Consider the following 12,838-nt stretch of genomic DNA (forward strand, 5'->3'; position numbering starts at 1 on the left):
AACCGTTAACAGTTAACCGAATTCAGTTAACCGTTAACAGTTAACCAAATTCAGTTAACCGAATTAATTCTGGCTTTCAAGGCATCTCGCGCTTGTTCTCGATCGTCAAAATGGACTTTTTCAGTGCCCAAAATCTGATAATCTTCGTGTCCCTTTCCTGCAATCAGCACGCCATCTCCCGGTTTAGCGTCCATAATAGCAGTGCGAATTGCAGCGGCTCGATCGCACATCACGATCGGCTTTACTGCGGCGGGAATTCCGGCTAAAACATCCTCCAAAATGCGATCGGGATTTTCAGTGCGCGGATTGTCGGAAGTAACAACAGTTAAATCGGCTAATTCTGCAACAATTTTACCCATGATCGGCCGCTTAGTGCGATCGCGATCGCCGCCGCAGCCAAACACGCAAATCATCTGACCCGGAATAAACGGCCGCGACGCCTTCAGCAAGTTCTCCAAACTGTCGGGAGTGTGCGCGTAATCGACAATGACGCTAATATCTTGGTCGGGACTAATTTGCACCCGTTCCATCCGTCCCGGTACTCCCGAAAACTGAGATAATTTCTCCACAATTGCGGACAAATCTAAACCCAATTCTAAAACAGCACCGACAGCAGCCAACATATTTGATAAATTGAACTGACCGACTAAAGGCAAAACAAAAGCAGTTTCGCCCTTGGGAGTGTGCAGCATTCCCTTAACTCCATTGGGCTGATAATGCAAATCAAAAGCATACAAATCTGCCGTTTTGTCGTTAGTGCTATAACTCCAAACTTTTTCAGACTTAACGGTTTCAACTATCCGCTTCCCGTAGGGGTCGTCAATATTAATTACAGCGCGATTTTTGAGGTAATTTGGACTGAATAAAAGCGATTTAGCCTCAAAATAATCTTCCATATCGCGGTGATAATCCAGATGATCTTGAGTCAAGTTGGTAAATACAGCAACTTCAAAACTACAGCCCAAAACTCGCTGCTGCGCTAGGGCGTGGGAACTGACTTCCATCACGCCGTGTTTGCATCCGGCGACTACAGCTTCTGCTAATTGCTTTTGCAGGTCAACTGCAAAAGGTGTGGTGTAAAGTGCAGTTTGTTGGAAGCCCGGCCATCGAGTGTAAAGCGTGCCAAAAATCGCCGTCGGCAACTGCATTTCATTGAGCAAAAATTCGATTAAATGAGTTGTTGTAGTTTTGCCGTTAGTCCCGGTAACGCCGACAAGTTTTAATTTGCTAGCTGGATTGGCGTAAAAAGCAGTTGCTATTTGACCGCAAACTTCAGCCATATCGGCTGCTGCGATGACGCAGGGAACCTCTTCTAGCCCCTTGCTAAGGGGGGAAGGAACCTCTTTTAGCCCCCCCTTAGCAAGGGGGGGTTGGGGGGGTGTCTTCTCGGCTGCTTGGGTGGAAATTATGGCGGCAACTGCACCAGATTCGATCGCGCTTTGCCAAAAATCTCCGCCATCTACCCGAGTTCCCGGCATTCCCAAAAATAAATCTCCCGCCTGACAAGCGTGGGAATTAGTGGATAAACCCTTGACTTCGGCATCGAGGGCAGGATGTTTGGCGTCAAAGGAAATGCTGGGAACTGCTGCTAATAATTCTCTCAATTTCATCTGAAAAACTCCTTACTTGGATGTCTTGAATATGACTTGCGCAACACATTTTTTGAGCCGCTATCTACAGGCTTTTGCTGTGCGCACCATACAGGTTTACAGTAAAGTGCGTACCGCCAACCCCGAGGCCCGGATTAAGACGTGAGTTTTTGCGTAAATCGTATTATTGTGACGGATCGATTTGCAAATATTTCTGTAACATTTGCTCCAATTGGACGACACTACAGCGGGGAGAAGGACGGGGTAACAGTTCTTCAGCGGAGAATCCAGCCTCGCCAACAGAATTTTTTGGCTGGGGCTGCACTTTAAACAAAACTGGAACTTCGTACTGATAAGCTTCAAACCAATCGTTGCGTTCAGTAATATCTCTGACTTCGAGTTGAAACTTGAGGCTTTCAATCTGTTCGAGTTTTTCTTGCAACCCTTCGCACAAGTGGCAGCCGGGTTTGCTGTACAAAATTAATCGCATCATAAGACTACAATTAGACTTGATATTAAATTCTCGAACGTGCGATCGCAAGTTGGCGAACCCAACGCGAGTAAGACGCAACTCGCGGCTTTATTGGTCGCAATGCGCGATCGAAGTTATCTTAGCATTGGCTGCGAACAGATTACCGCGCTTGACAATCAAAACACTACAACCCCATCCCTCTCTTTCTTCTCTTCCTCTGTGCCCTCTGCGCCTCTGCGGTAAAAAAATAAATCTAGTTCACAAATCAAAGACTTAAATTTATTCACAACACCTAATTGTAAACTTAATCTTGACTAATTAATCAATCTTTAGTATAGTATATAAATAGCCCTACAGAAAGGAGGCAGTATGGACTGCACCGAATACGCAGAAGCCAAGCGAAAAGCAGCTAAAAAAATTAGCGCCGACATTCGAGAACGCTGGAACAATCGCATCGTCACGCGAGGATTGCACTTGATGGGTGAAGGGGGGGCCGTGCAGTATTTAGCTGATTACGGGCGCGGAATTGGTACGGCAAAAGTTATTGGTTTTGCACTGTGCGCGGAGTCGGAAGGATATCAGGAAATGGCTTTTGGCTTTTGGAAAAGAGCTTTTGAATTGGAAACCGGAGAAAAGCCGATCGCCCTCAATACTCCAAACAATTCTACCGCCGATTTCGCTCCTGCTAAACAATCAACTTCCGCCCCAAAAATAGAAACTGCCAACAATCCCATTGTTCCCGAATTGCCGCCGCACTTGCAGCCGGGAAGGATTGTGACGATGCAGCCGGTTGACGCGCCGAGCGATCGTTCTTATTATATCGAAAATCCCGATTATTGGGGGCAGCCGAAGCGCGACGGCAATCGAGTAGTTGTCATCGCGACGCCAGATAAAGTATACTACCAATCGCGATCGACTAACCTCCGGCAACAGGCATCGATTGAGATCGATCGCACATTAATCGACACGGCAGCTAAAATTGGCACCTTTGTTTTAGACGGCGAACTGTATTACAAAAGCTGTACCGGCAGCGAACACCGCACGGGGGCGCAAGCTGCTACAGTTAATATTGAAAGCGGTTTTCCGACAATCCAGCCCAGCGCAATTTATGCCATTTTTAAAAGTTTGTTTTTCAAAGGGAATGACCTAACTACCGTAGCAGAATCCGAACGGATTGCAGCGGGAGTTGAAGTTGGCGAAATGCTGGCTAATTTATCCCCAGCCTTTGAAATTGTACCGACATTTCGCACCGCAGCCGAAAAACTCGTGTTGGCAAATCAGCAGGAATCTGAAAATAGAGAAGGTGAAGTTTGGGTGTTGCACAACTGCCGCTATGTGGGCGGCAAAGATGTTAAAAAATATCCGATGGTGAGGACTAAATACTGTCTAGAATTAGACCTTTTCATTGTCGGATTGACAAATACAAAAGTTGCGGGGCGGCCATTTAGCGCCATCAAAGTAGCGCAAGAAATTGATGGCAAATTAGTGCCAGTAGGAACAGTGGGAACGGGTTTTAGCGCCGGGGAAATGCAGGAAATTGCCCGACTATACGAGGCTAACCCCAAAAGTGTCAAAATTAAAGTGCGATCGCAGGGTTTGACGGAAAGCGGCAAACTGTGGCACGCACGATTTTTGGAGTTTTGTTAAATTTGTAGGGAAACGGCACGGCCGTTTCCCACCCGGGTATGCGATTATTAACCAATAGTGTTAAATAAAAATATCGGAGGAAACATCAATGTTTCTTAGCAAGAATAATTTTTACATCTCCCCAGAAGAGTACCTAGAAGGTGAGCGAGTAAGCCCGATCAAACACGAATACAGACGCGGGCACGTTTATGCAATGACGGGGGCAAAAAAGCCTCACATTATTATTGGTAGTAATTTAGTTCGGCTGCTGGGAAATCATCTTCTGAATACGCCATGCTTAGTTCTTTCATCAGATATAAAAGTCCGACTGGAAGAGGCAAATTGCTATTACTATCCTGACGTAGCTGTGACTTGCGACGAAAGGGATACCTCAACTACTGAAGATTTCATTTTATATCCATCTTTAGTAGTTGAGGTATTGTCGCCCTCAACAGCAGCTTTCGACAGAGGCAATAAATTTGCCGATTATCAAACTTCTCCGAGTTTGCAAGAATACGTACTCATCACTCAATCTGAGATGAAAATTGAGTGTTTTCGACTCAATGCTGAGGAAAATTGGGTTTCTCAGATTTACCGGCAAGGAGATGAGTTAGAGTTAAGGAGTATAGATTTTCGCTGCCCGATCGCACAATTTTATCAAAAAGTCCCCGGCATGGTATTGTCATGTATGAAACCAGATTTTTAGTAGGAAAATTTTCTCGTCTGTACTTTGACAAAAACCTTAAACCTACTTCTTAGTAAAGACTTTAGTTTTTCTGCCGAAGCTAAAGGAGGGCTGAAGTCCTCACTACGAACCCAAAAGATACTTTACAAATAAAAAACAATGATTAAAATCTTACACCTTTCAGACATTCACATGGGTAGCGGCTTTTCTCACGGGCGGATTAATCCAGAAACTGGTTTAAATACGCGCTTGGAAGACTTCGCGGCGACGCTGAGCAAATGTATGGATAGAGCAATTTCTGAACCCGTAGATTTAGTCATATTCGGCGGCGATGCTTTCCCAGATTCTACGCCTCCACCGTTTGTAAAAGAGGCTTTTGCTCGCCAATTCAGCCGCTTGGTGGACGCGCAAATTCCGACGGTTTTGCTGGTAGGAAATCACGACCAACATTCTCAGGGACAAGGCGGCGCGAGTTTGGGGATTTATCGGACTTTGGGAATACCTAAGTTTATTGTAGGCGATCGCCTGGACACTCACCTGATTCAAACCCGCAGCGGGCCCGTACAGGTGGTAACATTGCCTTGGTTGACTCGATCGACCTTAATGACACGTTCCGAGACTGAAAGCCTGTCTATGGGCGATGTTAACCAATTGTTAACCGAAAAACTGACGATCGCAATGGAAGGCGAAATCCGCCGCCTCAACCCCGACATACCAACCGTACTTTTAGCGCACTTAATGGCAGATAAAGCGAGTTTGGGTGCCGAGCGTTTTTTAGCAGTTGGCAAAGGTTTTAACATACCCGTTTCCATGCTAACTCGCCCTTGTTTTGATTATGTTGCTCTCGGCCACGTTCACAAACACCAAAATCTCAATGCTTCCAACAATCCGCCAGTAATTTATCCCGGAAGTATCGAACGAGTTGATTTTAGCGAAGAGAAAGAAGATAAAGGTTTTGTGTTAGTTAATTTGGAACGGGGAAAAGCTGAGTGGGAATTTTGCACTTTGCCAGTGCGGGTGTTTCAGACGATTAAAGTGAATGTTTCCGAATCGGAAAACCCGCAAGCTGAGTTAGTTAAAGCTATTGGCAAGAAAGAGATCCAAGACGCGGTTGTGAGATTGATTTACCAATTGCGATCGGAACAATTAGATTTAATCGACAACGCAGAATTGCACGCACTTCTGGGCGAAGCGCACAGCTACACAATTCAACCGGAATTAGTCAGTCAGTTAGCAAGGCCGCGTTTACCCGAATTGAATGCTAATAATAGTATAGAACCATTAGAAGCTTTGAAAACTTATCTGGCAAGTCGCGACGATTTGAAAGATGTTGCGGAGAGTATGTTAGAGGCGGCGCAGGGTTTGTTGGGAGAGAAACAGGAGGTTTTGGTCGAATTTTAGGTCAAGTGTCGCGCATCTAATTACAGGATGATTTTGCTGCCAAATATTATAGAGTGGGCATCTTGCCCGCCCTAAATATACTATTTAACTCCCAAAAATCTCACCCGCCGCCAACCGAGTTCCATTGGCAAAATCCACCCCAGACTGCACCTTTTTCCCCGCCAACTGCACCTCCCGCAACAATAATAAACCATCACCGGTTTGGACGATCGCCCCCAAGCCCTTCACAACCTTAACAACTTCTCCATTTGCGCCCGACAACTGGGCTAAAACAGGCCATTCGCGTTCCAAAACTCTCAAATCCGCTGGCATTTGCAGCCAATATTCCGGCCCGACGGGCACAGTAGCTATCAGCTTCAGAGAATTGCCGCGAAAAGTCGTCGTGCAATCCGGGAAAAAGCCCCTAACTTGATTGTGAAGGTCGATCGCACTTTTCGACCAATCCAACACATAATCCGCACTCTTAATCATCGGCGCATAAGTCGCCTCAGCATCATCTTGAACAACAGCTTCAATTTGGTCGTCCCTCAGTTTCACCAAAGTTTCCACTAACAAATCCGCCCCAACTTCCGCCAACCTATCCGCCAAAGAATCCGCATTATCCAACAGTGAAATACCAGCAAAAGCCTTCAACAGCATCGCCCCAGTATCCATGCCAGCATCCATCAGCATAGTAGTAATTCCTGTTGTCTTTTCCCCCTCAAAAAGACAGCGCTGAATCGGTGCAGCACCGCGATACTTCGGCAAAATTGAACCGTGAACGTTAACGCAAGCCAAACTAGGAATATCAAGAATTTCTTGAGACAGAATTTGACCGTAAGCCACCACCACAAACACATCCGCCTCCGCTTCCCGCAACTTAGCAATTGTTTCAGCGTCTTTCTTGATTCGCTGGGGCTGCCAAACCGGGAGAGTGTGATTTAAAGCCACATCTTTTACAGGTGAAGGCATCAATTGATTCCCTCTTCCCCGGCGTTTGTCCGGCTGAGTCACCACAGCCACAACCTCAAACTCTGGGTGACTTAGCAAACTAGATAAAGTAGGAACAGCAAAATCGGGAGTGCCAAAAAAGACAATTTTCATAGATTCTTCGTTATTAGTAAGTAGTTATCTGTCATCAGTCATCAAGTAGGTAATGGCAAAAAACCATAGTATATTGTAGAGACTATTAAGCGGGTAGGAGCTATGATACAAGGTAGTTTAGGAGTGTTTTCACCCGCCGAACCCGTGTAATGCTTATTGGTTAGCTCAAATAATGGTAGTTTGCTCCTAGATTATACACTTCGAGAAGAGTTCCGACTTGTGCGATCGGCAAAAAGAATCTCGATTCATACTCAGGTGCCACCCGACTCAAACGCTCAAAAGCAATTGGTTTGATAGACGCAACAACATTTGCCTCCATTCTTCTCAAGTTAACTATAACTGTTCTACACTAGGAATTATCATCGGATTTACCTTGCTTACTGCTAATCTCAATCTTATCATATCTCCTCGAACATGGAAAAACCGTCGAATCTCCTGCTAAAACTCAGCCGCAGCTTATTTGCCGACACCGCAGAACAAGAAAAATTTATTTACGCCGTCACAAATCCCCAACCTTTTAATCCTGCCATCTTGTGGTTGCAACCAAAGCCTACAAAAAACCCATTTACGGTCGAAATTCCCGTCTCTTGGCAACCGCAATTTGTAGATAGACTGGCCTTAGAATCCAAGCCGGGAAAACATTCCTTACACCAAGCAGGACATTACTACTGTCTCGACTTTTCCTCAATCTTCGCCGCCTCCACCTTATTAAAAATACCGCAGCCCATCAAACTAATCTTAGATATGTGCGCCGCGCCCGGAGGAAAAAGTATATTTGCATGGAAAACATTAAACCCAGAATTGCTGTTGTGCAACGAAGTCATAGGCAAACGCATGGGAATGCTGATCTCTAATTTAAGACGCTGCCAAATCCTACCATCCGCCACCGCTAACGTCGATTCAAAAATACTTGCCGAAAAAATACCACAAACTGCTAATTTAGTAATAGTAGATGCTCCTTGTACTGGTCAATCACTCTTAGCAAAAGGAGACAAAGCACCCGGATGCTTTCATCATGTCACCATCAACAGCAATGCCAACCGCCAAAAAAGAATCTTAGCCAATTCTGCTAAAATTGTAGCGCCCCAAGGTTATCTTGCATACATGACCTGCACTTATTCAACCGCAGAAAACGAACAAGTCAGCGAATGGCTGTTAAGCAAATTTCCCGAATTTCAGCCAGTCACTGTTCCTCATTTAGAAAAATATCGATCGCACCTGACAGAAATTCCTTGCTATCGGATGTGGCCGCAAGATAAACTAGGAGCAGGAGCTTTCACCGTTTTGTTTCAAAACACCTCGGATGGAGAGAGAAATCAGCTACCAGCCGATTTTCTAGATTTAACTTGTTTTACCAACTTCTAACTATCCGCGTCCATCGGCTTTCATTTGCGGTTAAAAAAACTTCTTTCCTGAATACAACTAAAAAATGATTTTATCAAAATTATCCCAAGCCATCAAAATGCAACTAAAACTAGCTGCTTGCATTTTACTTATTTTAAATTTGGTAATATTAAGCGGCTGTGAAAGCCCAGAAAAAAACAGCGAAAAGATTAAAATTACACTGTGGCACGGCATCAATCCTCCACCAAATCGCGACGTATTTCAAACCCTCACAGACAAATTCAACAAAACGCATCCCAACATCCATATCGAACCAGTTTACATCGGCCAGCCAGACCAACAACTCCCAAAAATACTAACAGCAATAGTTGGAAATGCACCGCCGGATTTGCTGTGGAATAGTGCCACAATTTCAGGAAAGCTAGCAGAACTCAACGCAATTCAACCCTTAGAAAACTGGCTTAACAAATCGCCCCGGAAAGCCGAAATCGACCCGGCACTCTTCGAGTCAATGGAACTGGGCGGACATACTTGGTCAGTTCCCCTAGGTACAAATAACACCGCCATATTTTACCGTCCCAGCTTATTTAAAGCAGCAGGAATCAAAAAAGTTCCCCAGAATTGGGCGCAATTAAAGCAAGTAGCCCGATCGCTCACCCGAGACACCAACGGAGACGGCCGCACAGACCAACACGGCATAGTCCTCCCCCTAGGCAAAGGAGAATGGACAGTATTTACCTGGCTGCCATTCATGTTCAGTGCAGGCGGCGAACTCAAAGCCGCAACACCTCAAACTCCCGTACCCCAAATAGACAATCCCGGTTCTCGCGCGGCCTTAGAATTGTGGAGAGACTTGTTAAAAGAAGGTTCAGCAATACTGTCAGCACCAGAACGCGGTTACGAACTCGACAACTTCATCGCCGGTAAAGTCGCCATGCAAATCACCGGGCCGTGGACGCTAGCACAATTGCAGCAAAGCCCGATCGACTACGCAGTGATGCCGATACCCGCCCTCAAACGCCCCGCAGCCGTCGTTGGGGGTGAAAACCTATTTTTAATGAAAACATCCCCTGAACGAGAGCGAGCAGCCCTAAAATTCTTAGAATACGTTCTAGGTGAAGAATTCCAAACAGCATGGGCATTGGGAACAGGTTACTTGCCCGTTAACTTAAAATCGAGACAGAGCAAAGCTTATCAAAGCTTTGTGGAAAAAAACCCTGTTTTGCGAGTATTTTTAGAGCAAATGAACTCAGCCAGAGCGCGACCCATTATTTCAGGTTACTCCCGCCTGTCAGAAAACCTCGGTCGCGCCATAGAGGCAACCCTTCTCGGCCGCAACCCCCAAGACGCCCTTAAAGAATCTCAAGAGCGTTTGACACTAACCTTAGATATTGCAACAGCCAAAGGGAAATAGAGAATAAAAAAAATTTGCTGTAAATTATCTGCTTTCACTGTATTGAATCAAAAGACTTGAAGCATCAATTAATTGGTTGAAAATCCAGTTAAAATCACTTCTGCCTGCACTTATAGTCAGAAACCGGATTTCTTGCCTTGGGCTTACCTAAAAGCTGAGATTTTGTGTCGCTGTTATCGGTTGCTTGGGTATTATTGACAAGGGTGCAAGATGTTAGGTTAAATCGAGTTGCGATCGCCCGACACTAAAAGACGCCGGCTGTACCTCGGTAATAAATTTTTAACAAAACCCAAAATTTACAAACCAAATGCTTAGTCATTACAGATATATTGGCAAAAAACGGCTACCCCCGAAATTGATGCGCAGATTCGATCGCACAGCAAAAAAAAACCGAACCTTCAACGGCGCCACAAAAAGTTAGCTCAAAAGGTTCTCCCCCTACCTACCACCCATGACCTACCATCACTTAATAGAAACATCTTCTCTACCCTGTGCCCGTCCCGTGCCACCTACTGAAACCCCAACAACCGTCAACCTTTTCCCCAAACGACCATGCAGACAAAGTTCCTTAACGCCATCAGAGGACATTCCTGGCGGTACTTCCTCGCAGTAGGTGCGATCGCCCTGACCTACTATGGGGCGTCGCAATTCGCCGTTTCCACCCTCACCCTCAGTTCAGAAATTTACCCGATGTGGCCAGCAGCAGGAATTGCCCAAGTCGCCCTGCTGCTGTTCGGGCGGCAACTGTGGCCGGGAATCGCGATCGGAGGCTTCCTGTTCAGCATGAGCGCACCGTCGGCCAACATCGGCACGGCATTGATCTCGGCAGGCGCCAGAACCCTGCAAGCGTGGACGGGAACTTATCTACTGCAGCGCATTAACTTTAGCGCACGGCTCGATCGGCTCAAAGACGTTTTAGGAATAGTCGGACTAGCAGCCTTAGGATCTACCCTGATCAACTCCACCATTGGCAGCATTGTCGTATGCCTGAGCAGCTTATCTAGCTGCAGCAATTTTGGCACCATTTGGGCGACTTGGTGGGTGGGAGACGCTATGGGAATTTTGCTCGTCGCCCCGCTGCTGCTGGCGTGGCAACAATTCCCCAAAGTCTCCACCCATCGCAAAAAAAAGATAGCTGAACGAGCGATTTGGCTGCTGCTGCTGCTAGCAGTCGGCTGGCTCGTCTTCTGCTCGCGCACCCGCGCCGCCTACGCCCGCTATCCCCTCGAATACTTACCATTTCCCCTAGTAGTTTGGGCTGCCTTTCGATTCGGCCAGCGCTACACGGCCCTCTCCAACTTCATCCTGTGCGGCTTCGCCATCTGGGGCATAGCCCGAAGCAGCGGCCCCTTTTTCAAACACGCTAGCAGCATCCCCCAAGCACTGTTATCCCTGCAAGCCTTCATCGCCGTCATCGCCGTCACCGGCTTAGTCTTAGCCGCCACCGTCGCCGAACGCAACCAAGCAGAAGCCTCGCTGCGCGCCAGCGAAGCCAGCCTCGCCAACGCCCAGCGCATCGCCCAACTAGGCAACTGGGACTTAGACCGCAACACCCAGCAATTGCGGTGGTCAGAGGAAATTTATCGCATCCTGGGAGAGCGACCGGGAACTTTTGAACCCAGCCTTGAAGCCTTCTTGGAATACGTGCACCCCGAAGACAGAGAATTAGTCAAAACCTCGATCGAAGCAGCTTTATTTCACCAACAGCCTTACAGCATCGACTACAGGCTCGTACTCCCCGACGGCAGCAACCGCACAGTCTACGAACAAGCCGCCGTCAACTTCCTCTACATCACCAGCACCGTCCAAGACATCACAGACAGAAAGCGGGCAGAAGCCGCGCTGCGTTCTTCAGAAGAAAGATTTTCCAAAACATTTCACGCCTCCCCAGTCGGTATCAGCATCTGCACCCTCACAGACGGATGCTTCCTCGATGCCAACGAAAGCTTTTTGCGATCATTAGGCTGGCTGCGGCACGAATTTATCGGCCGCACCGCCAGCGAGTTAAAAATCTTGGTCAATTCAGAAGACGGGCGGCGGCTAGCCCAGATTTTGCAAGCACAAAATTCGATCAGCAACCAAGAAATCAAAATTCGCACCAAAGCCGGCGAAGTGCGCGACTGGCTGCTGTCAGTGGAACTCATCGACCTCGCCAGCACTCAGTGCGTTTTAATCATGACCAGCGACATCACCGAACGCTTGCGTTCCGAAGAATTCCGCCGGGCCGCATTAGCCGCGGAAGCTGCAAATCGCTCGAAAACCATTTTTCTCGCCAACATGAGTCACGAACTCAGAACCCCCCTCAACGCTATCATCGGCTACAGCGAGATCCTGCAAGAAGACGCCCGAGACCTCGGTGCCGAAGAGTTCATCGACGACCTCCAGAGAATTAACACGGCCGGCAAGCACCTACTAGACCTGATTAAAGATATTCTCGACTTGACCAAAATTGAAGCAGGCCGCATCGACTTCCACCTCGAAACCTTCACCATTTCAACTCTGCTTGAGGAAGTAGTTACCACGATCGCGCCGATGGCAGACAAAAATAGCAATATCCTAGAAATACAATGCCCCGAGGATATTGGCTCGATGCAGACCGACTTGACTAAACTCCGGCAGTCTCTGCTCAACCTCCTCAGCAATGCCGCGAAATTTACTCGCTCCGGCGCGATTACCTTCGCCGTTACCAGATCCGTCGAAACCCCCGCCGACTCTGCAAAGAAAGGCAAAAAACTTGGAGCGTATAGAGGAGATGGCCAAGCTGAAAATAGCTTATCTCTCTTATCTTCCCCTCAAGATTGGATCGTTTTTACAGTCAAAGATACCGGCATTGGCATGAATCCCGAACAGTTAGCCAAAATCTTCGATCCTTTCACCCAAGCCGATTCCTCAACTACTAAGAAGTACGGCGGCACTGGTTTGGGGCTGACGATTACTAAGAAATTCTGCGAAATGATGGGCGGAGACATTACCGCATTCAGCGAGTTGGATAAAGGTTCTACTTTTATAATTCGGCTGCCAGCTATTTTCACCGACCTTTCGATATCAACCGAAAACTCTGATAAATAATATTTTTTAACAGTTATTTTCAATTGCTACTAAATTTATTAGCCTCCGCAATTTGCTGATTCTTTCGCTAGCAGGTATGGAGATTTTGACCATATAGCAGAAGCAAGAAGGAAGACTGAAGTTGCAATATCAGAGTTCATTTTTTAGCAATAATT

At 46.8% G+C, this 12,838-nt stretch carries 10 protein-coding genes; 6 read left to right on the top strand and 4 right to left on the bottom strand.

The window, feature by feature from the left end:
• Positions 1–50: 50 nt before the first annotated feature.
• Entirely contained in the window at positions 51–1,610 is a 1,560-nt protein-coding gene (locus QUA54_RS26365) for a UDP-N-acetylmuramoyl-L-alanyl-D-glutamate--2,6-diaminopimelate ligase (protein WP_333417093.1), read from the bottom strand.
• A gap of 163 nt (positions 1,611–1,773) precedes the next feature.
• Positions 1,774–2,079 (bottom strand): glutaredoxin family protein, encoded by a 306-nt coding sequence (locus QUA54_RS26370; protein WP_172190977.1) that lies wholly within the window; start codon positions 2,077–2,079, stop codon positions 1,774–1,776.
• Positions 2,080–2,430: 351 nt separating this feature from the next.
• Here QUA54_RS26370 and QUA54_RS26375 point away from each other — a divergent pair, with 351 nt between their 5' ends.
• The 3 genes from QUA54_RS26375 (at position 2,431) to QUA54_RS26385 (ending at position 5,773) form a co-directional block, all read left to right on the top strand.
• Positions 2,431–3,708 (top strand): ATP-dependent DNA ligase, encoded by a 1,278-nt coding sequence (locus QUA54_RS26375; RefSeq protein WP_333417095.1) that lies wholly within the window; start codon positions 2,431–2,433, stop codon positions 3,706–3,708.
• A gap of 88 nt (positions 3,709–3,796) precedes the next feature.
• Positions 3,797–4,393, top strand: a complete 597-nt coding sequence (locus tag QUA54_RS26380) for a Uma2 family endonuclease (RefSeq protein WP_333417096.1) — start codon at positions 3,797–3,799, stop codon at positions 4,391–4,393.
• Between the two features lie 138 nt (positions 4,394–4,531).
• The gene (locus QUA54_RS26385; protein ID WP_333417098.1) at positions 4,532–5,773 is read left to right on the top strand and encodes an exonuclease SbcCD subunit D; all 1,242 of its coding nucleotides are present in this window, start codon (positions 4,532–4,534) and stop codon (positions 5,771–5,773) included.
• A gap of 84 nt (positions 5,774–5,857) precedes the next feature.
• Here the strand turns inward: QUA54_RS26385 and fmt are convergent, their stop codons facing one another.
• Together fmt and QUA54_RS26395 are read right to left on the bottom strand one after the other, a co-directional pair.
• Entirely contained in the window at positions 5,858–6,856 is a 999-nt protein-coding gene (gene fmt / locus QUA54_RS26390; RefSeq protein ID WP_333417100.1) for a methionyl-tRNA formyltransferase, read from the bottom strand.
• A 160-nt stretch (positions 6,857–7,016) separates the two neighbouring features.
• Positions 7,017–7,175: a hypothetical protein gene (locus QUA54_RS26395; RefSeq protein ID WP_333417102.1), complete on the bottom strand. Its 159-nt coding sequence runs from the start codon at positions 7,173–7,175 to the stop codon at positions 7,017–7,019.
• A 95-nt stretch (positions 7,176–7,270) separates the two neighbouring features.
• On the opposite strand from QUA54_RS26395, the gene QUA54_RS26400 reads away from it, so the two are divergent.
• The 3 genes from QUA54_RS26400 to QUA54_RS26410 all read left to right on the top strand — a co-directional run bounded on the left by QUA54_RS26400 (position 7,271) and on the right by QUA54_RS26410 (position 12,683).
• Positions 7,271–8,221, top strand: coding sequence for an RsmB/NOP family class I SAM-dependent RNA methyltransferase (locus QUA54_RS26400; RefSeq protein WP_333417104.1), 951 nt, complete (start codon positions 7,271–7,273; stop codon positions 8,219–8,221).
• A gap of 64 nt (positions 8,222–8,285) precedes the next feature.
• Complete coding sequence (locus tag QUA54_RS26405) at positions 8,286–9,614, top strand: ABC transporter substrate-binding protein (protein ID WP_333417106.1); 1,329 nt, start codon at positions 8,286–8,288, stop codon at positions 9,612–9,614.
• Between the two features lie 552 nt (positions 9,615–10,166).
• Complete coding sequence (locus QUA54_RS26410; protein ID WP_333417108.1) at positions 10,167–12,683, top strand: MASE1 domain-containing protein; 2,517 nt, start codon at positions 10,167–10,169, stop codon at positions 12,681–12,683.
• The last annotated feature ends 155 nt before the right edge of the window (positions 12,684–12,838 follow it).

Source organism: Microcoleus sp. MOSTC5, assembly GCF_036701825.1.
In the GTDB taxonomy this organism is placed as follows: domain Bacteria; phylum Cyanobacteriota; class Cyanobacteriia; order Cyanobacteriales; family Microcoleaceae; genus Microcoleus; species Microcoleus asticus.